Source organism: Nocardia sp. NPDC051321, assembly GCF_044455225.1.
GTDB lineage: Bacteria > Actinomycetota > Actinomycetes > Mycobacteriales > Mycobacteriaceae > Nocardia.
Window position 1 is genome coordinate 403,915 of the sequence record NZ_JBITEM010000007.1, and the last position, 19,889, is coordinate 423,803.

Below are 19,889 nucleotides of genomic sequence, written 5' to 3' on the forward strand. Positions count from 1 at the left end.
ACTAGATGGTTTTGTGCCCGCGTACCCGCCGCATACCGGCTCACACCCGTAGGCGGTGTGGTCGAGTGCGCCGGTGAGGTTGGCGTACGCGACGTGCGAACCGGGCCAGACGGCGAAGACGCGGCCCATGTTTACCCGGCCCGCGGTGCGGGCACTGCCCGAGAAGATCATCCGCGACCGGGCCGCACCCATGTCCGTTTCGAATCTGTTCTCCTACCCGGAAGAGTCCGCAGTGGCCGACAGCAATCGCGTCCTGATCGGTCTACTGGCCGATCCGGATCTCCCGAGCCGACTCGCGCAGCATCTCGGCGATGACCTGCCCGCGGCGTTGGCCCGCACCCTCGGCCCGGAAACCACCTGGGAGACCGAGGTGCTCGCCGACCCGTTCGAGGCCATGTACCCCGATCACGACCAGCTGATCGACAAGGCCCGCGAACGGGTGCACCGCACCCCGTGGGACCTCGCGTTGTGCGTAACCGACCTGCCCATGCAGGACGAGCGCGGTGTGCTGGTGGCGAATGTCGATGTGGCACGGCGCGTGGTGGTGATCTCGCTGCCCGCGCTGGGCGGGTTGCGGCTGCGCCGCCGCGTCGCCGATCTTGCCCTGGCCATCACCATCGCACTGTGGTCCGGACCGGCATCGGGTCCGTCCATCGCCGCGCAGTTGGCGCGACGGCTACCCGCCGGCATGCGGGTCCACCAGCAACCCCCCGGCACGGACGTACACATTTTCCGTGGCGGGCGCTGGGGGGTACCCACCCTGCTCGCGGGCATGGTGCGGGCGAATCGGCCGTGGCAGTTGATCATCGGACTGTCCACCGCACTGGCCGGGGCCATGGCGGGCACCGCGTTCGGCGTGCTCTACTCCACGGTCTGGCAGCTGGCCACCTCCCTCAGTGGGGTGCGGCTCGCCGGGATCTCGCTCGCCGCGCTCACCACCCTGACGATCTGGATCATCGCCGGACACGGTCTGTGGGAGCCGCGTCCACTGAAACGTGGCGCCCCCGATTCGGACCGTAAGCTGCGCAACGCCGGAACGGTGACCACCATCGCGGTCGGCACCACCGCCTTCTTCGGCACGCTGTACGTACTCGCCCTCGCCGCGGTGGCCCTCGTCGTGCCGCCCGACTACCTCGCCGCAATCCTGCACCGCCCGGCCCAGGTGCCCGACTATCTCGCGATGGCACTGCTGGCGACCGTCCTCGGCACCGTCGCCGGTGCGGTCGGATCCGGTCTGGAGAACGACCTCACCGTGCGCAAGGCCGCATACAACCATCGCGAGCGAGAACGACGACGACGAGCCGAACAGCAACGCTGAACCCAACCCACCCAGCGCCCCGACAGGTTTGCCTCCACGCCGTTTTTACGGCATCTTTACGGGAGGTGCGCCGGGAAGTCTGGTCGGCAATCCCGGCTCGTGCTCGCGGACCGGGCGGCCGGTCATGGGAGATTTCTGGTGCAGCGATTCGCTTTCGGCGTGACCGTGTCCCATCCGGCGGCGGCCGACGTCGGTCACGCCGTATCGTGCAGAGATGCTGGCAAGTCAGATCGCCGAGGACTACCCGTCGGTGCGGATGGATTCCGATGCGCTGGCGGCGGCGAAGCTGCTGGCCGAGCACCGGCTCCCCGGAATCGTGGTGACCGGCGGAGACCACCTGCCGCAGGCGGTGCTGCCCGCCTCACAGGTCGTGCGATTCTTGGTGCCCGGCTATATCCAGGACGACCCGGCACTGGCCGGAGTGCTGTCCGAATCGGTGGCCGATCGAGTCGCGGAAGCGTTGCGCGGCAAGACCGTCGGCCAGCTGCTGCCGGACTCGGCGACGAAATCGGTGGTGCCGGTGGTGCGCGCCGACGACACGGTGATCGAGGTAGCCGCGTTGATGGCACGGTGCCGGTCCCCGCTGGTCGCGGTGGTCGAGGGACGGCGGATGGTCGGGGTGATCACCGCGTCGCGGTTGCTGCAGGTCACCCTCGCTGCCACCTAGGCCGACCGGCGACGAACGGCTCGGTGCGGCAGCGCGCACGCGGTGACAGTCGGGTAGGTGATCCGCGGTGACCGCGATCGCGATCGTCGTCTTCGTAGCGGCCTATTCGCTGATCGCCACCGAACGCATCCACAAGACCAAGGCCGCGCTGGGCGGCGCCGCCATCGTGCTCGCGGCGGGTGTGCTCGATTCCGGGGACGCGTTCTTCTCCCACGACACCGGCGTCGACTGGGACGTCATCCTGCTGCTGTTCGGGATGATGGTCATCGTCGGGGTGCTGCGCCAAACCGGCGCGTTCGAATACACGGCGATCTGGGCTGCCAAGCGCGCCAAAGGATCTCCGGTGCGGGTAATGATCCTGCTGACCTTGATCACCGCGGTGGCCTCGGCATTCCTCGACAACGTCACCACTGTGCTGCTGATCGCCCCGGTCACCTTGCTGGTGTGCGACCGGCTCGATATCCGGCCTGCACCGTTCCTGATCGCCGAGGTGCTGGCCTCCAATATCGGCGGCGCCGCCACGTTGATCGGCGATCCGCCCAACATCATCATCGGCAGCCGAAGTGGGTTGACGTTCAACGACTTCCTCGTGCACATGACACCGATCGTGGTGATCGAGCTGATCGTGTTCACCCTCATCCTGCCGATCCTGTTCCGCGGTTCCTTCGACGCCACTCCGGAACGGATCGCGGACGTGATGAATCTCGATGAACGCGAAGCTATTCGGAATCCGCGACTGCTGGCCAAATGCGGTGTCGTGCTGCTGGCCGTGTTCATCGGATTCGTCGGACACTCCTGGCTCCATGTCGATCCCGCGATCGTGGCGCTGCTCGGCGCCGGTGTGCTGGTACTGATCTCGGGCACCGAACCGGAGGACTACCTGTCCGGCGTCGAATGGGAGACCCTGCTGTTCTTCGCCGGGTTGTTCGTCATGGTCGGCGCGCTGGTGAAAACCGGGGTGGTGGAAACGATGGCGCGCTGGGCGGCCGACGCGACCGGCGGCAACGCAGTGGTCGCTGTCATGTTGATCCTCGGAGTGTCCGCGCTGTTGTCCGGGGTCATCGACAACATTCCGTATGTGGCCACGATGAGCCCGCTGGTCGCCGACCTCGCCGGCGGCATCGACCACCCGGTGCACGCGGACGCACTGTGGTGGTCGCTGACCTTGGGCTCGGACTTCGGCGGAAACCTCACCGCGGTGGGGGCCAGCGCCAACGTGGTCATGCTCGGTATCGCGGCCAAAGCCGGTGCGCCGATCTCCTTCTGGGAGTTCACCCGCAAGGGCGCGATCATCACCGCGATCACCATCGTGGTGGCCGCGCCCTATCTGTGGCTGCGCTACTTCGCGTTCAGCTGATCCAGTCAAGCATCCAGCCAGGAAACCGGGGAAACCTGATGATCATTACGCTGCACGGCGATAGCGGGACGACGCTCGACTACCTCACGAGACGCAACGGTCCGCCGGAACCACTCAAACCCGTTCCTGACCAACCGATGCCGTGTGGTGGTCAACGGAGTCCCGTTGACCACCACATCCATGCCCGGCCCACGTACCTCACGCACCGCCGGTCGCGGACGAAATCGGTTCGCCGGGAAAGAGTCCGGCGCGACCGAGCAATCCCGGCACCGGTCTACCGAGCACGCCGCCGAGCCAGGCGGCCGTCTCGAGCACCGACGACACCGCCACCCCGGTCCGCACACCCATCCGGTCCAACGCGTACAGCAGGTCCTCGGTCGCGATATTGCCGGTGGCCGCCGGCGCGAACGGGCAGCCGCCGATCCCGCCGGTGCTCGCGTCCAGCGCGGAGGCGCCCGCGTCGATCGCGGTGAGGGCGTTGGCATACCCGGTATTGCGAGTGTTGTGGAAGTGGCACCGCAGCGCGACGTCCGGCGCTATTTTCGCTGCGCCGGTGAGCAATTCGCGCACCCGGTCCGGGGTGCCGACGCCGATGGTGTCGGCAAGCGCGATCTCGTCCGGCCCCGATTCGGCGACCTGCCCGAGTAATTCGAGCACCGTTGCCGCCGATACCTCCCCCTCGAACGGGCAACCGAACGCCGCCGCGATCGTCACCGTCCGCCGCAGCCCCGCCGCGGCCGCCGAGTCCGCGAGCCGCCGCCACCGTTCGACGCCTTGCCGCACTGAGCAACCCTGATTCCGTTGGCTGAACGTATCGGTCGCCACCACCACGACATTGATCTCGTCGACCCCCGCCGCGAGCGCCCGGTCGAGTCCGCGCTCGTTGAATACCAACCCGGAGTACGAGACTCCCGCCTGCCGAGGCACTCCCGCCAGCACCGCCTCGGCGTCGGCCAGCTGCGGCACCCGCTTCGGGTTCACGAAGCTCACGGCCTCGATGCGGCGCAGCCCGGCCGCGACGGAGGCTTCGATCAGGCGCAGCTTGTTCTCGGTGCTGACGAGTTCCGGCTCGTTCTGTAAGCCGTCGCGAGGACCGACCTCCACCACGGTGATGTCCATCGTTGCCTCTCGTTCATCGAGGGTGTGGGCACGCCACACCTTGCCGGAGCGTTCCGCTAGAGGATACCGTGTATCCATTCTTACCGGGCGGTCGAGCACCGTACCGGCGCACACGCGGGCAGTGGACGGAACGGAGCAGCAATGACGGTCGACACCACGAAACCTACTGGCCCACTTGCGGATTTGCGGGTGATAGAGATGGGGCAGCTGCTCGCCGGGCCGTTCTGCGGCCAGTTGCTGGGCGACCTCGGCGCCGAGGTGATCAAACTCGAATCGCCCGGCACCGGCGATCCGATGCGTCAGTGGGGACGCGAGCAAGCTCAGGGCCGTTCGCTGTGGTGGCCGGTGGTGGCCAGGAACAAGAAATCGGTGACCTGCAATCTGCGCGAGGCCGAGGGACAGCGGCTGGCGCGCGAACTCATCGAGGGCGCGGACATCGTGATCGAGAACTTCCGCCCCGGCACGATGGAACGCTGGGGTCTGGACTTCGAGCGGCTGCGCGCGACGAATCCGGGTCTGATCATGGTGCGAGTCACCGGATACGGTCAGACCGGCCCCTACGCCCCGCGCGCCGGATACGGCTCCATCGGCGAGGCCATGGGCGGAATCCGTTACATCACCGGCGATCCCGGGCATCCGCCCGCGCGCACCGGCATCTCGCTCGGCGACTCCCTTGCCGCGGTCTTCGCGACCATCGGCACGCTCGCGGCGGTGCATCACCGGCACCGGACCGGGCGCGGTCAGCTGGTCGACGCCGCCATCTACGAGGCGGTGCTGGCCATGATGGAATCGTTGCTGCCGGAATGGGCGATCACCGGCTATCAACGCGAGCGCACCGGCCCGGTGCTGCCCAATGTCGCGCCGAGCAACGTCTATCCGACCGCGGACGACGACATGATCCTGATCGCGGCGAACCAGGACACCGTGTTCGGCCGCCTCACCAAGGCGATGGGCAGGCCCGAACTCGCCACCGACGAACGGTATGCCACGCACACCGCCCGCGGCGCCCGGATGGCCGAGCTCGACGCGCTCATCGCCGAGTGGACCGCGGGTCTGAGTACCGAGGCGCTGCTCGAGCAACTGCACGCCGCCGGTGTTCCGGGGGGTCGTATCTACACCGCCCGCGATATGTTCGCCGACCCGCATTTCGCGGCGCGCGAGGCCATCGTGCGCCTTACGCACCCCGAATTCGGTGAACTGCCGATGCATAACGTGTTTCCGAAACTCAGCGAAACCCCCGGGGCCGTAAGACATGTCGGTCCCGAACTCGGCGGGCACAACGCGGAGGTCTATGGCGACCTGCTCGGGCTGACGCCGGAGCAACAGAGCGAACTCGCCGCACGCGGCATCATCTAGGAGTCCGGTATGACCGACCTGATCGACGACTACCGCCGCTCCGGTTTCGCCGTCCGCCTCGGCGCGGGCGTGCGACCCGCGGTCCTCGTGGTCGACATCTGTGCCGCCTATCTCACCGACGGCTCGCCGCTGCGCGCCCCGGTGGAGGACGCGGTCGCCGCGGCCGCACGGGTGGTCGCGCTGGCGCGGGAAACCCGGAATCCGGTGCTGTTCACCCGGATCGTGCATCAGCCCGGCGGCGCGGATGGCGGCCTGTTCCGGGCGAAAGTGCCCGCGCTGCACGTCATCGAAGCGGGCAGCCCGCTCGGCGACTTCCTCGCTGATCCGGCGCCGCTGCCCGGCGAGATCGTGGTCACCAAGCAGTACGCCAGCGCTTTCCACGGCACCTCGCTGGCCAGCACGCTGACCACGCTGGGTATCGACACACTGCTGATCGTTGGCCTGACCACCAGCGGCTGCGTGCGGGCCAGCGCCACCGATGCTTTGCAGCACGGTTTCCGCCCACTGGTGGTCGCCGAGGCGTGCGGTGACCGCGATCCCCGGCTCCAGCAGGCGAACCTGCTCGACCTCGACGCCAAGTACGCCGACGTGATCACCATGGCCGAAGCGTCGGACACGCTGCGGCGGCTGCCTCCTTCGTGACATCGCCTGCCGCCGAGGCGCGCGGCCGATCGCCGCGCGCCGGCGCTCAATCCTTGTCGCGGCGCAGATACCTGCCACGTGGTTCGCCGACGACCTCGCCCTGGTAGCAGATCCGCTGACCGCGCAGGAACACATCGGTGACCTGAGCCGACATCGTGAACCCCTCGAACGGGGTGTACTCCTGCGCGGACGCCGAATCCGCGGCGCGCACCGTCCACTGGGCATCGGGGTCGACCAGAACGATGTCGGCATCGAAACCTGGTGCCAGATCGCCCTTTCCGGCCAGGGCATACCGCCGCGCGGGTGCCCAGGCGGTGAGCCAGGCGATCCGCTGCGGCGGCAACCCGCGCGAGCGGCCCGCACCGACCAGGCCGGGCAGCAGATACTCGGCGCCACCGAAACCGGACTTGGCGACGAACACATCGCCTGGGTCGTCGCCGAACTTCTGCTCGGCCCGGCAGCACGCGTGATCGCTGACCACCCAGTCGATGTCGCCCGCCAGCAGGTGGCGCCACAGCGCCTCGACATCGGCGCGTTCGCGCAGCGGCGGGTTCACCTTACCGCCGATGCCGTGCGCGGTGTCCACGTCGGCGAGCAGATGCCCGATGGTGACTTCCCGGCGAAAGTCGATGTGCGGGAACGCGTCCCGCATCGTCAGCGCGGCTTCGACCGCCTTGGCCGAAGACAGATGCAGCAGGTTGATATTGGCAAGCCCGGTCTCGTGCGCGAGATAGGCGGCCATGGTGATGGCCAGGCCCTCCGAGTGCGGTGGGCGCGACGCGCTGTACGCGCGGAGACCGGTGAGCGTGCTGTCCTGTTCCACCAGCGCGGTGTAGGCCGCCATGATCTCGGCCGTCTCGCAGTGCAGCGACAGCGATATCCGATCGCCGAAACGCACTCGGGCGCTTTGGATTCCCCGCATGACGAACTCGAAGTGGGCGAGGTCGTAGCGCTCGTCCGGCGGAATCATCAGGAACTCGGCCTGGTCCGACGATCGCCCGTGCAGGCCGTGACCACCGTAGAACATGAAGATCTTGAACGAGGTGATGCCGAAATCCTCGACCAGACGCGGGATTTCGGCGATGTGCTGGCGCGTCATCGGCGCCAGGTGCAAGCCGTGGTCGACGTAGGAGCGGCCGACCATGCGGCCGAGCACCTCCGGCACGAAATCCAGGTAGGAGCCGCCGCGGTTCAGGTAATAGCGGCCGGTGCGCAGGTAACTCAGCGACGTGGTGACGCCGCCTTGGGCACACGCCCGGCTTTCGCTGGTGGTGTCGTCGGACACGTCCCGGTAGATGCCCCAGTGCTGATGCGCGTCGATGACGCCGGGAAAAGCCAGCAGGCCGTCGGCGTTCACCACCCGCGCGCCCGCGGCGGTCAGGCCAGGCCCGATCTCGGTGATGCGGCCGTTCACCACGGCGATGTCCCGCGGCTCCGGACGTTGCGACGGGGGGTCGTTCGGCCGCACCACGCGGGCGTTGCGAATCAGCAGATCGGTCGACGGCACGGCGCCCTCCGGGTTTCCTCATACGAAACAGCGTTACACTTTCGACGATCATCGCAGTACGATGCGCTGGTAGTCAACGTCGTTGCCGCATTTGACGTTTCGCACAGAGAAACATGACGGCAGAAGGAGCTCACCTATGGACGATTCCCTGGCCGGCCTGCGGGTGCTGGACGTCGCGACGCTGTTCGCCGGTCCGCTGGCGGCGACCATGCTGGCCGACTTCGGCGCCGACGTGGTCAAGATCGAACATCCGGACGGCGATCCGGTGCGTACCCACGGCGCCCAGCGCGACGGTGTCGGCCTGTGGTGGAAGATGCTGGGCCGCGGCAAAAAATCGGTGACGCTCTACCTCGGCGCACCCGAGGGGCAGGACATCTTCCGCCGCATGGTCGCGGACGCGGACGTGGTGATCGAGAATTTCCGGCCGGGCACCCTGGAACGCTGGGGCCTCGGCTATCCCGCACTGCGCGAGATCAATCCGCGCCTGGTACTCGCCAGGGTCACCGGCTTCGGGCAGCTCGGCCCGTACGCGCGGCGACCGGGTTTCGGCACCCTCGCCGAGGCGATGAGCGGGTTCGCGGCGATGACCGGCGAGCCCGACGGACCGCCCACCCTGCCACCGTTCGGGCTGGCCGATGGGATCGCGGCACTGGCAACGGCTTTCGCCATTATGACCGCCTTACGTGCCAGAGACCGTGACGGGCACGGCCAGCAGATCGACCTGGCCATCATCGAACCCATCCTGACCCTGCTCGGCCCGCACATCATCGCCTACGACCAACTCGGCGAGCTGCCGCCGCGGACCGGCAATCGTTCGTCGAACAACGCCCCGCGCAACATCTATCGCACCGCCGACGGCGGCTGGGTCGCGGTGTCGACCAGCGCGCAGTCCATCGCCGAGCGGGTGCTGCGGCTGGTGGGCCGACCCGATCTCACCGAGCAACCGTGGTTCGCCACCGGTGCCGAACGTGCCAGGCACGCCGACGAACTCGACGCCGCCCTCGGCGGGTGGATCGCCGCGCGCGAAACCGACGAGGTCATCCGGGAATTCGAGCAGGCGCAGGCGGCGATCGCGCCCATCTACACCGCCGCCGACATCCTCGACGATCCGCAGTATCGCGCGCTCGAGTCGATCATCACGCTGCTCGATGACGAACTCGGCCCGATTCGGATGCAGAATGTGCTCTTTCGCCTGTCCGGGACGCCGGGGCGGATCCGCTGGACCGGACCACCGCTCGGCGCGCACACCGCGGAGGTACTCGCCGGCTACGGCGTCGACGCGGGCAGGCTGGCCGCACTGCGCGGCACGGGGGTGATCCGGTGACCGACCGGCGTGATCCGTTGCTCACCGCGATCGCGGGTGGCGTCCGGCTGATCGAGCTGGGCCAGCCGTTCTTCACCGGCATGCCGTGCTCACCCAACCATCCCGGCTTCCGCATGACGCTGGCGCGCAGGCACGGCGATATGATCAGGCCCGACGGCGGATCGGCCGCCAACGAGATCATCGTGACCGGTGGACATGTCGGCACCCACATCGATGCGTTGAGCCATGTGAGTCAGCACGGCGAACTGCACTGCGGTGTGGACGCCTACGCCGCCCAGCGGGGCGGCGCGTTCACCAGCCACGGCGCCGAACAGCTGCCCGGTCTGCTCTGCCGCGCGGTACTGCTCGACGTGGCGCGGGTGCACGGCGCCGACATCCTGCCCGGCGGCTACGAGATCACCGCCGACGACCTGGAATCCGCGGCGGCCGCGGCGCGCGCGTGGCCGGCGCCCGGCGACGTCGCGCTGATCCGCACCGGCTGGTCGCGGCTATTCCCCGACGCCACCGCCTATCTCGGCGCGGCGAGCGGCGTACCCGGCGTCGGCGTCGCGGCGGCCCGTTGGCTCGCCGACCGGGACGTGGTGGCCACCGGCGCGGATACCACTGCCTACGAGTGCATCCCGCCGGGCGCGGGTCACCGCTGTCTGCCGGTCCATCGGGTGCTACTCGTCGAATCCGGCATCTACATCCTGGAGCATCTCGCGCTGGAGGACCTTGCCGCGGCCGGCTGCGCCGAATTCACCTTCCTGCTCGCGCCATTGCGGATCGTCGGTGGCACCGGTTCTCCGGTGCGGCCGTTGGCGGCGGTGACCGCATGACGAAGCCAACCCTGGTGCGGCAATTAGCCGGATTCGCCGCGCGAGCCCGGCAGGAAGGCGTCGGGCCGGAACTGCGGGCGGACGCGACCCGACGGGTACTCGACCTGCTGGGCAACAGCGTCGCCGCACTGCATACGCCTGCCGCGGTCGCGGTGCGGAACCTGGTGCGCGAGTGGGGTGGTCATCCGCACGCGACGGCTCTCGGTCTGCCCGAACGCTGTCCGGCGCTCAGCGCGGCCTTGGTGAACGGAACCCTCGCGCACGCTTTGGATTTCGACGACACGCACTTGCCGTCCGTACTACATCCGTCGGCATCGGTGGTGCCTGCCGCGCTGGCGGCGGCTCAGTCCTATGGCCGCGACGGCGCTGCACTGCTGGACGCCGTCGCCGTCGGCATCGAACTGACGGTGCGGGTCGGCCTGGGCGGTTACGACGCGGAACTCGGCAACTCCGTGTTCTTCGAGCGCGGCCTGCACGCCACCGCCATCTGCGGCGCGCTCGGCGGCGCGGCGGCCGCGGCCATGCTGGCTGGGCTCGACGAAGCCGGGATCGCGCATGCGATGGGTATCGCGGCGAGCATGGGTTCCGGTCTGCTGGAAGCCAATCGGACCGGCGGCACGGTGAAACGGGTGCACTGCGGCTGGGCGGCGCACGCCGCGGTGGCCGCCGCGGGTTTGGCCCGCGCCGGGCTGACCGGGCCGCCGACCGTCCTGGAAGGCAGATTCGGTCTGCTGCAAGCGTATTGCGGCGAACGCGCCCGGCCCGAGGCCATCGTCGAGGAGCTCGGGGTGCGCTGGGAGCTGCCGCGGGTGTTCATCAAGCCCTACCCCTGCAATCATTTCACCCACGCGGGAATCGACGCGGCGCTACGGCTGCGGGCGCACGGAATCCGAGCCGCCGATATCGTCCGGCTCGAACTCGGCGCACCCACCGCGGCGCTGCGCACCATCGGCGAACCCGCCGAGGCCAAGGCCCGGCCCGAATCCGGTTATCACGCCGCGTTTTCCGGGCCGTATACGGTGGCCGCGGCCCTGCTCGGCGGCGGCGGTCTCGGCGTGTTCCACGAGGACTTCACCGACCGGGCGGCCCGTGATCCCGCCCGCCTGGCGCTGGCCGCCCTCGTCACCTGCGTACCGGACCGGCGCTGCGACGAGATATTTCCCCGGCAGTTCCCCGCGGTACTCACCGCTCACCTGCGAGACGGCACGTCGGTGACCGAACGCGTGGATGCCAACCGCGGTGGCCCCGAAAACCCTTTGTCGGCAGCGGAATTGGCCACGAAATTCCGGCTCAATACCGCGCGGCTGCTAGGCGGTCGCGCCGACCAGGTCAGCGACGCGATCCACCACCTCGCCGAGCTCGACACCCTCGACCCGCTGCTCGAGCTTTTCGAAGCGGCCGAAGACTGAATCGCCGCAGCTCACCGTATCTGCACTGTCACACCGCTATCCGGTTCGTCGGCGCCGTGCCGGAGGTAGTTCATCGCCGCTTCGTCGCCGAGATTGGCACGGAACCACATCGCGGTCCAACGGGCGGCGATCGCCACGGATCGCTGCCTGGACAACACGGCCTCGTGCGCGTCGGGCACCGCACCGGGCGGGTTGTCCTCGTCGGCGAGCCCGAAGTGGTTGGCGCCGAGCACATCGACGAAGGCCGTCACCGGTGAACCGGTCAACTTGGTGAAGGTCTCGTGCGCTTCGGCCAGGTCGGAGACACCGTCGTCACTGCCGTTGACGAGCATGGTGGGCACCGCGTCGACCGTGACCGCGTCGACGTTGCCGAGAAATGTCGAGTTGGTGCCGTGGCCGACGATCGCACGCAGTTCCGCCGGTCGCCGGTAGGCCAAACCCAGGCAGAACGGCGGCTGACATCGGTTGGCCGCCGCGTACAGTGCGGTCGCGCCGCCGTACGAATGTCCGGCCACAACAAGGTTTTCCGGGTCGACGACCGAGCGTACCGGCGAATCCTGGCCGCGGGCCTGCGCGCGAGCCCAGGTGACGACGTCGTTCAGGCTCTGCTCGCTCGGCACGTTGTAGTCGGCGAAGAACAGCGGATAGTGCGTCGGCACCACCACGACGAAGCCGTACCGCACCAGTTCGGTGGCGAATCCGGCGTAGTACTCGCGCCGCACGTTGGCGCCGGGCAGCACCAGCGCCACCGGCAGCCGGTGCGCCGCGGACGCCGGATACCAGACCGTCGCGGCATCGGCGGCGATGCGGGTGTCGTAGTGCAGGACTTCGGTATCGGCCCGGGCAGGTGCCGTGACAACGGTGCCGAGCAGCAGCAGGAGGAGGGCGGCCACAAAGGTGCGCATGGGACCCCGTTTCGTTTGTGGAAACAGTGTTTCGATGTGAAACTATGCCGAAACGATACTGGGAAACGCCGTTTCCCGCAGCGGGTGAAAGGATTCCGAATGGGCGCACACCCTTACGGCTGGTGGATCGTGTTGCACCTGGTGGTGTTCGTGTTCTGGCTCGGCGGCGATCTCGGCGTGTTCTACTCCAGCCGATCGGTGATCAATCCCGAGCTCAGTCCGCAGGCCCGCGCGACGGCGCTGACCATCATGAGCGGACTCGATCTGGCGCCGAAAATCTGCCTGGTGCTGTTCCTGCCGAGCGGGGTCACCTTGATGGCGCTGTCACCACACGGCGCGTCCATCTTCGGTATCGCGTTGTTTCCCTGGTGGTCACTGGCGCTGGTGTGGCTGATGGCCGCGGTGTGGCTGGCGGTCATGGTGATCACCCACCGCAGCCATGGCGGCGTACCCGCGGCGCGCCGGATCGACCTGACGATTCGCGGACTGGTGATCACGGGGATGGCCAGCGCGGGCGGCTACGCGTTGTTCGCGCACGAGCCTTTCGGCGTCGACACGAACCCGCGGTGGCTCGGCGCGAAAATTCTGCTGTACGCCACGGCCGTCGCGGCAGGACTCGGCATTCGAATGACGCTGCGCCCCTTCGGGCCAGCGTTCGCCACGCTACTCACCGAAGGGTCCACTCCGCCGGTCGAGCGCACGCTGCGCGCCAGTGTGAACGGCTGCCTGCCCTACGTCTGGCTGATCTGGGGCAGCGTCCTCACCGCCGCGATCCTCGGCGTGCTCAAACCCGGTGCGCAGCTGTGAGTTCCGACCGCGCCGTTCAGTCGGTGTAGCCGAGCTGGGCGGAGATCGCGCCCGCCGCCTTCAACAGGGTCGGCACGAATTCCGCCAGCCGCGGCTCGAACCGCGACAGCGGGCCGCACACGCTGATCGCGGCCACCACTCCCCCGTCGTGATCGAGCACCGGCGCCGCCACCGAGGCGGCGCCGATCTGGCGCTCGCCCAGCGACACCGCGTAGCCGCGCTTCTTGATCGCGTTCAGTTCGGTCCGCAGCTTGCGCACGCTGGTGATGGTCGCGTCGGTGAACGGGGTCAACTCGTGGCGGGACAAATAGCCGTCGATCTCCTCCTTGCGCAGGAAGGCGAGAATGACTTTCGAGGAACTGCCCGCGTACAGCGGATAGGGCACCCCGGCCGCCACTTCCATCCGCAGTTCCTGGTCCGGCACCACCTGGTCGACGTACATGCGGGTGTCCCCGCGCCGGATCGACAGGGTCGCGGTTTCCCGCGTCGCGCCGGCCAGCCTGCGCAGTTCCGGTGCGGCCATCACCCGCAGATCGGTGCGCGCCAGGTAGGCCCGCCCGAGCCCGATGGCCGCGTGCCCGAGCGCGTATCGCCGCGTGCTCGGGTCGAGCGCGATCAGGTCCCGGTTGCGCAGGGCGGTGAGGATGCGGTGCACCGCGGCCTTGGTGATGCCGAGCTCGGTGGCGATCTCGGTCACGCCGAGGTCCGCGCGGCCGCTGCGGCCGAACAACAGCAGCACATCCATCGCCCGCTCGACGGCGGCGATCGAGCGGCTCTGGTTCTCGGGTTCGGTGTCGGACACGCGGCCAGTGTAGGCCCTGGATTTCCCAAGGGGAAACACCCGCGCGGCGCACTCCCCTTGCGCTCGCCGATGATTCGGCGTTACCTTGTGCGTAACAGCGTTTCCGTCACCGAAACGGAGGAGTAGGTGGATCCGGCACATCTCCGTACGGTGCTGGCCCAGTGGGCCAGCGGGGTCGTCGTCGTCACCACCATTCGCCCGGATGGCGGCAGGCACGGCATGACGGCGAGTTCGTTCACCAGTGTCGCGCTGGACCCGCCGCTGGTCTCGGTGTGCCTGGCCGGGCGCGGCGCGACCTGCCGAATGATCCGGCGCAGTGGCGTTTTCGCTGTCAATGTACTCGGCCACGACCACCAGGACATCGGCCGCCGGTTCGCCGCCGCGGCCGCACCGGAACACGCCGACCGTTTCGCTTCGGGAAACTGGGACACCGCCGTCACCGGCGCGGCGGTGCTCACCGAGGCCGCGGCCTGGCTGGACTGCACCGTCACCGCCTGCCACACCGCGGGCGATCACGTCATCGTGCTCGGCCTGGTGCGGGACGCGGCGGTGCCGCGGCAGGCCGCACCGCTCATCTATCACGACCGCACCTACTACGAGGGGATAGCCCGATGATCGGGGAACGACTCGTCGAAGACATGACCGACGCCGAACGGGCCCGCGCCGAACGCGTGGACGCCGTACTGCCCGCGCTGCGCGACGCCGCCGAGGAGGCCGACCGACGAGCCGAATTCCCGGCCGCACACCTCGCGCTGCTGCGCGAGGCGGGTCTGCTCGGGCTGGTGGTGCCGGAGAAATTCGGCGGCCTCGGCGGCACGTTGCGCGATCTGGCCGCGGCCACCTACGCGATGGGCACCGCGTGCCCGTCCACCGCGCTCGCCTACTTCTTCCACAACACCAGCGCCTCCCGCGGCCTGCTGCCGCTCGAAGCCATCGATGCCGGATTGTTCGCCGACGACGAGATCCCGGTGGTCCGCGCCTTCGCCGAGAAGGTGCTCACCCGGATGGCCGAGGGCCACTGGCTGGCCAACTTCGCCTCCGAAGCGGTGAAGACCGCGGCCGCCAACATCACCATCGCCACCACGGCGACCAAAACCGAGGGCGGCTGGATCCTTAAGGGCGAGAAGTCTTTCGGCTGCGCTACCGGTGTCGCGGACTACTACCTCACCTCGGCCAAACTGGCGGGCTACGACACCGCCGAAGGTCTCGCCACCTTCTTCGTGCCGCGCGACGCGCCCGGTGTCAGCGTGCGCGCGCCCTGGGACGGGCTCGGCATGCGCGCCACCGCCAACAACGGCATCCGGCTCGACGAGGTGTTCATCCCCGACGACGAAGCCCTGGCCGTGCCCGGCGCGTTCACCAAGATGCTCACCATGAGCAGAGGCAGTTTCGTCGGTAATCAACTCGCCATCGCGGCCGTCTACACCGGCTGCGCCCAGCGCGTCTACGACGAAACCCTCACCGCCACCACCAAGAAGACCTTCGCCGACACCGGCGAACCGATCGCCTCCGCACCCGTCCATCAGGTATTGATCGCGGAGATGACCCGCGAGCTGCACACCGCGTACCTGTGGCTGCGCTATCAGCTCGACATCGAGACCGCCGAGCCGCCACGTAAACCCAAGCAGGAGGTGTTCACTCAGTGGCGCCTCGGCAAGGGCGCGGTCACCGAGGCCTGCTTCCGGGTCGCGCTCACCGCGTTCAAGGCGGGCGGCACCTCGGCGGCGGCCATGAACGGCATCGCCGGGCGCGCACTGCGCGATCTGGCGATGGGTTTGGTGATGACCTTCCCCGCGGAACGCGGCATGCTCGAGGTGGCGCGCATCGTCACCGACGCCAAGGCGAACGAACTGTTCGCCACCGCACCCGCGAAAGCCGGCCGATGACCGCAGCACTCCCCGCCCTGGCCGACCTCGTCGACGACCGATGGGCAACGCCCACTACGGATTTGGGCATCACCCTGGAAGATCCGGCGACCGGCGAGCCGGTCGCCCGTGCCCTGGCCACCGCGTCCCATCGAGTCGAGCGGGCACTGGCGGTGGCCGACGCGGCGACCGGGCCGGCCTCCCCCGACCTGCTCGACCGCATCGCCGCCGCACTGGACGAGCGGTTGCCGCAACTGACCGAACTCGACGCGCGCGCGACCGGTGTGCCGATCACCCAGACCCGGCCGCTCGGCGCCATTGTCGCCGGTGCGTTCCGGCTCGCCGCCGATCAGGTCAGGAACGGGGCCCTGCGCCAGCGCGTCGACGACGTCGAGGTGCACCGGCTGCCACTCGGGCCCGCCCTGTGCCTGGTGCCGTGGAACGCGCCCGCGCCGATGGCGGCGCACAAGGTGGCCAACGCCCTAGCAGCGGGCTGCCCGGTCATCCTCAAGCCGAGCGAGCTCGCGCCGTACAGCGCGATCGTGCTCGCCGAGGTGCTCGCCGAACACCTGCCGCCGGGCATGTTCCAGCTCGTGCTCGGCGGTGCGGAGGTCGGCGCACAGCTTGTCGCCGACCCGCGGATCAAAGCCGTGTCCTTCACCGGCGGGCCGTCGGGCGGACGGTCGGTCGCGACGGCCTCGGCGCCGCTCTTGCGTCCCTGCCAACTCGAATTGGGCGGTCACAACCCGCTGCTGGTGCTGCCCGACGCCGATCCGGACACCGCGGCTCGGATGGCGGCCGAGTTGCTCACCACACTCAACGGGCAATGGTGCCGCGCGCTCGGCAGATTGATCGTGCCCGCCGATCGCCGCGACGAACTGATCGAGGCCATCGGTAAGCGGCTGGACGGGTTGCGGGCCGGGCCGCCGCTGGACCCGCGCACCGAATTCGGGCCGCTCGTGCATTCCGGCCACGTGCGGAAACTGCATACCGCGATCGCCGGCCGAGACCACCGATCGTGGTGCGCCGTACCGGAATCCGGCAACTACTTCGCGCCGACCCTGCTCGCCGGCGACACGCCCGACGAGCTGTTCGGGCCGGTGGCGGCGGTCGTCGACTACGAGACGGTCGAGCAGGCCGTACAGCTGGCGAACGCCGTCCCCTACGGCCTGGAGGGCTATGTCTGCGGCGCCGACGAGGAGCGGGCGCTGGCCGTCGCGCGCGGCATCCGGGCCGGTGAGGTGAAGGTGAACGGCTCGTCCGTGCTGAGCCTGCATCTGCTGACCCCGCGCCCGGCGTGGGGCGGGTCCGGGCTCGGCGAGGAAGGCACCTCGGAAACCCTGCGGTTCTTCACCGGTGCCCGCGTGGTCGGCGTCGAAGGGCGTTTCGCCCTGCACACCTCATGAGCCCCCGTACACCGGCCGTCGTGGTCGTCGGCGCGGGGCCCGTCGGGCTCACTGCGGCACTGACTTTGGCGCAGCGCGGAATCCACGTCACCGTGCTCGAACAGGGGGCCGCGCTGGCCACCGAATCACGGGCATCGACCTTCCATCCACCCACGCTGGAGATGCTGGAAAAACTCGGTGTACTGGAGCCGCTGCTCGAAAAAGGCATCGTGGCCGAGACTTTCCAGTATCGGGCCCGTGGCGGCGGCGAGATCGCGACCCTAGACCTGGGTGTGCTCGCCGCGGACACCGCGTACCCGTTCCGGGTGCAGTGCGAGCAGAGCAAGCTCACCCCTATCCTGCGCGCCGCACTACCCGCGACCGCCGAAGTACTTTTCGGCCACCAGGTTCGGTCGTTGCGCGCGGACACCGGCCGAGTCGTGCTCGACACCGCATCCGGCCCGATCGAGGCCGACTGGGTGATCGGCGCGGACGGTGCGCATTCGGCGGTCCGGCAGGCCCTCGGCGTGGACTTCCATGGCAGCACCTATCCGGAGCGATTCCTGGTCGCCTCGGTCGACGAGGACCTGGCTGATGTACTGCCCGGCATTGCGCCGATCAACTACGTCTTCGACCCGGACGAATGGCTGGTGCTTTTGCGCACCCCCGAGCACTGGCGGGTGCTGCTTCCTACCCCGGACGGTACCGACGATGCCGCCGAATTACGCAGGCTGCCAGCTCGTTTGACCGCGGTCGCCGATCTCGGCCGGCCATGGCGGCTACTGCACGCCTCGCTCTACCGGGTGCACCAGCGGGTGACCGAGCGGTTCCGGCACGGTCGAGTACTGCTGATGGGCGACGCGGCGCACGTCAACAATCCGCTCGGCGGGCTGGGTATGAACAGCGGCATCCATGACGCCGTCGTGCTGGCGGGCGCGCTGGCCGACGTGCTCGGCGGCGCACCGGACGTCGTGCTCGACCGAGCCGCCGCATACCGCCGCACGGTCGCCATCGACCACGTGCAGCGGACCAGCCACGACAACTGGACGCGACTTCGCGCGCGGGACAACAGCGGTCACGCCCGGCTGCGCGCACTCGCCGACGACCCGGTCGCGGCCCGCGCCTACCTGCGCCGCGCCTGCCTGCTCGACGTACTGGCGCAGCGGCCATGAGCATCGACCGCGAAAACCCCGCCCGCCCAGCCGAACTCGTCGGCACGGTGCGCGCCACCGCGCCGGACGCGGTCGCCCCCGTGGTCCGCGACCTGCACCGCCGCTTCCACGACTGGTCGCGACAACCCCTGACCGAACGACTCGCCGCGCTAGGCGCGGTGGCCGACGCGCTCGACCGGCGCACCCCCGAGCTGGCCACGCTGCTGGCCAGGGAAACCGGCAAGCCGATCAACGACTGCCGGGGCGAGATCGGATTCAGCGCCGCGTATCTGCGCTGGATCCGCGACAACGCCGAACAGGTGCTGAACGGGTCTGCCGCCGACGATGCGCAAGGCCGGATGACGCTGACGCCCAAGCCTTTCGGTGTGGTCGCGGCGATCACGCCGTGGAACGCCCCGATCATCCTCGCCGCACTCAAATTCGGTCCCGCCCTGGCGGCGGGTAATGCCGTGGTGCTCAAGCCGTCACCGTTGGCGCCGCTGACCATCACCGCCGTGGCCGAGCTGCTGCCGTGCGCGGCGGTGGTGCACGGTGGGCCCGATACCGTGCTCGCGCTGGTCGGCCATCCGCTGGTCGCCAAGGTCGCCTTCACCGGCGGCGAGCAGGCCGGGCGGAGTATCGCGGCCGCCGCGGGCCGAGCGCTCACGCCGCTGGTGCTCGAGCTCGGCGGCAACGACCCGGCGGTCCTGCTCGACGACTTCCACCTCACCGACGCCGACTACGAGCGGCTGGTGCTCGCCTCGTTCGCGACCGCCGGGCAGGTGTGCATGGCGGCCAAGCGGATCTATCTGCCGGAAGCCCGGCTCGACGAGTTCGTCGATGCGTATACCGCTGCGGCCCAGCGGGTCCTGGTAGTCGGCGATCCGCTCGACGCGGCAGTCACCATGGGGCCGGTCGCCACCTACGCCGCCGCCGAGCGGGTGGCCCGGCTGGTCGCCGACGCGCGCGCCGCAGGCGCGGTGATCATCCCGCTGGCCGACGCACCCACCGACACCGACGGCTACTTCCTCGACCCGATCCTCGCCCTGCACGCACCCGACCACACCGACCTGGTGCGCACGGAACAATTCGGTCCCGCCGTCCCGGTGCTCACCTACCGCACCGAGCAGGAGGTCCTGGCCCGCGCCAACGACTCCGACCTCGGGCTGGCCGCCTCGGTCTGGTCCGCCGACGAGGACCGCGCCTTCGCCTTCGCCGCGCACATCGAGGCAGGCTTCACCTTCGTCAACACCCACAACCGCACCGGCATGTCCCTGCGCGCCCCGTTCGGCGGCACCAAACGCAGCGGCTACGGCCGCGAATACGCCGAGGAGGGTTTGCGCGAGTACGTGCAGACCGCGGTCACTCACGCGCCGAGCGCTTTTCGGGCGGGCGGTACCGGAACGCCCGCCGGCGCTTATCCTTCGATACGCTGACGTCGGGCGTCCGGCCCGGAC

18 protein-coding genes are annotated in these 19,889 nt (G+C 69.1%); 14 read left to right on the forward strand and 4 right to left on the reverse strand.

The genetic code is table 11. The features are described 5' to 3' along the window. Positions 1–127: 127 nt before the first annotated feature. The 3 genes from ACIA8C_RS19335 to ACIA8C_RS19345 all read left to right on the forward strand — a co-directional run bounded on the left by ACIA8C_RS19335 (position 128) and on the right by ACIA8C_RS19345 (position 3,342). The gene (locus ACIA8C_RS19335) at positions 128–1,318 is read left to right on the forward strand and encodes a hypothetical protein (protein ID WP_397136367.1); all 1,191 of its coding nucleotides are present in this window, start codon (positions 128–130) and stop codon (positions 1,316–1,318) included. A 214-nt stretch (positions 1,319–1,532) separates the two neighbouring features. Beyond that, positions 1,533–1,985 (forward strand): CBS domain-containing protein, encoded by a 453-nt coding sequence (locus ACIA8C_RS19340; RefSeq protein ID WP_397136369.1) that lies wholly within the window; start codon positions 1,533–1,535, stop codon positions 1,983–1,985. Between the two features lie 67 nt (positions 1,986–2,052). Next, positions 2,053–3,342: an SLC13 family permease gene (locus ACIA8C_RS19345; RefSeq protein ID WP_397136371.1), complete on the forward strand. Its 1,290-nt coding sequence runs from the start codon at positions 2,053–2,055 to the stop codon at positions 3,340–3,342. A 198-nt stretch (positions 3,343–3,540) separates the two neighbouring features. Here the strand turns inward: ACIA8C_RS19345 and ACIA8C_RS19350 are convergent, their stop codons facing one another. Beyond that, positions 3,541–4,461, reverse strand: a complete 921-nt coding sequence (locus ACIA8C_RS19350) for a hydroxymethylglutaryl-CoA lyase (RefSeq protein WP_397136373.1) — start codon at positions 4,459–4,461, stop codon at positions 3,541–3,543. Positions 4,462–4,602: 141 nt separating this feature from the next. Here ACIA8C_RS19350 and ACIA8C_RS19355 point away from each other — a divergent pair, with 141 nt between their 5' ends. Both ACIA8C_RS19355 and ACIA8C_RS19360 read left to right on the forward strand, forming a co-directional pair. Further along, positions 4,603–5,817 (forward strand): CaiB/BaiF CoA transferase family protein, encoded by a 1,215-nt coding sequence (locus ACIA8C_RS19355; protein WP_397136375.1) that lies wholly within the window; start codon positions 4,603–4,605, stop codon positions 5,815–5,817. A gap of 9 nt (positions 5,818–5,826) precedes the next feature. Next, positions 5,827–6,459 (forward strand): isochorismatase family protein, encoded by a 633-nt coding sequence (locus ACIA8C_RS19360; RefSeq protein WP_397136377.1) that lies wholly within the window; start codon positions 5,827–5,829, stop codon positions 6,457–6,459. A 46-nt stretch (positions 6,460–6,505) separates the two neighbouring features. Here the strand turns inward: ACIA8C_RS19360 and ACIA8C_RS19365 are convergent, their stop codons facing one another. Then, positions 6,506–7,966: a dihydroorotase family protein gene (locus tag ACIA8C_RS19365; RefSeq protein ID WP_397136379.1), complete on the reverse strand. Its 1,461-nt coding sequence runs from the start codon at positions 7,964–7,966 to the stop codon at positions 6,506–6,508. Between the two features lie 136 nt (positions 7,967–8,102). On the opposite strand from ACIA8C_RS19365, the gene ACIA8C_RS19370 reads away from it, so the two are divergent. Genes ACIA8C_RS19370 through ACIA8C_RS19380 form a run of 3 tightly spaced genes read left to right on the forward strand, consistent with a single transcriptional unit; the run spans position 8,103 to position 11,517 of the window. After that, a complete protein-coding gene (locus tag ACIA8C_RS19370) occupies positions 8,103–9,290 on the forward strand; it encodes a CaiB/BaiF CoA transferase family protein (protein ID WP_397136381.1) in 1,188 nt (395 codons plus the stop codon). Further along, a complete protein-coding gene (locus ACIA8C_RS19375) occupies positions 9,287–10,108 on the forward strand; it encodes a cyclase family protein (RefSeq protein WP_397136383.1) in 822 nt (273 codons plus the stop codon). The genes ACIA8C_RS19370 and ACIA8C_RS19375 overlap by 4 nt, the downstream gene beginning before the upstream one ends. Then, positions 10,105–11,517: an MmgE/PrpD family protein gene (locus tag ACIA8C_RS19380; RefSeq protein ID WP_397136385.1), complete on the forward strand. Its 1,413-nt coding sequence runs from the start codon at positions 10,105–10,107 to the stop codon at positions 11,515–11,517. The genes ACIA8C_RS19375 and ACIA8C_RS19380 overlap by 4 nt, the downstream gene beginning before the upstream one ends. A gap of 11 nt (positions 11,518–11,528) precedes the next feature. Here ACIA8C_RS19380 and ACIA8C_RS19385 read toward each other — a convergent pair whose 3' ends face one another. Continuing rightward, positions 11,529–12,422: an alpha/beta hydrolase family protein gene (locus ACIA8C_RS19385; RefSeq protein ID WP_397136387.1), complete on the reverse strand. Its 894-nt coding sequence runs from the start codon at positions 12,420–12,422 to the stop codon at positions 11,529–11,531. Positions 12,423–12,521: 99 nt separating this feature from the next. On the opposite strand from ACIA8C_RS19385, the gene ACIA8C_RS19390 reads away from it, so the two are divergent. Next, positions 12,522–13,229: a hypothetical protein gene (locus ACIA8C_RS19390; RefSeq protein WP_397136389.1), complete on the forward strand. Its 708-nt coding sequence runs from the start codon at positions 12,522–12,524 to the stop codon at positions 13,227–13,229. A 16-nt stretch (positions 13,230–13,245) separates the two neighbouring features. Here ACIA8C_RS19390 and ACIA8C_RS19395 read toward each other — a convergent pair whose 3' ends face one another. Further along, a complete protein-coding gene (locus ACIA8C_RS19395; RefSeq protein WP_397136391.1) occupies positions 13,246–14,031 on the reverse strand; it encodes an IclR family transcriptional regulator in 786 nt (261 codons plus the stop codon). 126 nt (positions 14,032–14,157) lie between these two features. Between ACIA8C_RS19395 and ACIA8C_RS19400 the strand changes: the two genes are divergently transcribed. The 5 genes from ACIA8C_RS19400 to ACIA8C_RS19420 are packed head-to-tail and all read left to right on the forward strand — an operon-like array spanning position 14,158 to position 19,868. After that, on the forward strand, positions 14,158–14,646 hold the full coding sequence (locus tag ACIA8C_RS19400) for a flavin reductase family protein (protein WP_397136393.1): 489 nt from the start codon (positions 14,158–14,160) through the stop codon (positions 14,644–14,646). Further along, complete coding sequence (locus ACIA8C_RS19405) at positions 14,643–15,917, forward strand: acyl-CoA dehydrogenase family protein (RefSeq protein ID WP_397136395.1); 1,275 nt, start codon at positions 14,643–14,645, stop codon at positions 15,915–15,917. The genes ACIA8C_RS19400 and ACIA8C_RS19405 overlap by 4 nt, the downstream gene beginning before the upstream one ends. Further along, positions 15,914–17,302 (forward strand): aldehyde dehydrogenase family protein, encoded by a 1,389-nt coding sequence (locus ACIA8C_RS19410; RefSeq protein WP_397136397.1) that lies wholly within the window; start codon positions 15,914–15,916, stop codon positions 17,300–17,302. Before ACIA8C_RS19405 ends, ACIA8C_RS19410 begins: the two co-directional genes overlap by 4 nt. Next, positions 17,299–18,453 carry an FAD-dependent oxidoreductase gene (locus ACIA8C_RS19415; RefSeq protein ID WP_397136399.1) on the forward strand — a complete coding sequence of 385 codons (1,155 nt, stop codon included), beginning with the start codon at positions 17,299–17,301 and terminating at the stop codon, positions 18,451–18,453. Before ACIA8C_RS19410 ends, ACIA8C_RS19415 begins: the two co-directional genes overlap by 4 nt. Then, complete coding sequence (locus ACIA8C_RS19420) at positions 18,450–19,868, forward strand: aldehyde dehydrogenase family protein (protein ID WP_397136401.1); 1,419 nt, start codon at positions 18,450–18,452, stop codon at positions 19,866–19,868. Before ACIA8C_RS19415 ends, ACIA8C_RS19420 begins: the two co-directional genes overlap by 4 nt. Positions 19,869–19,889 lie beyond the last annotated feature (21 nt).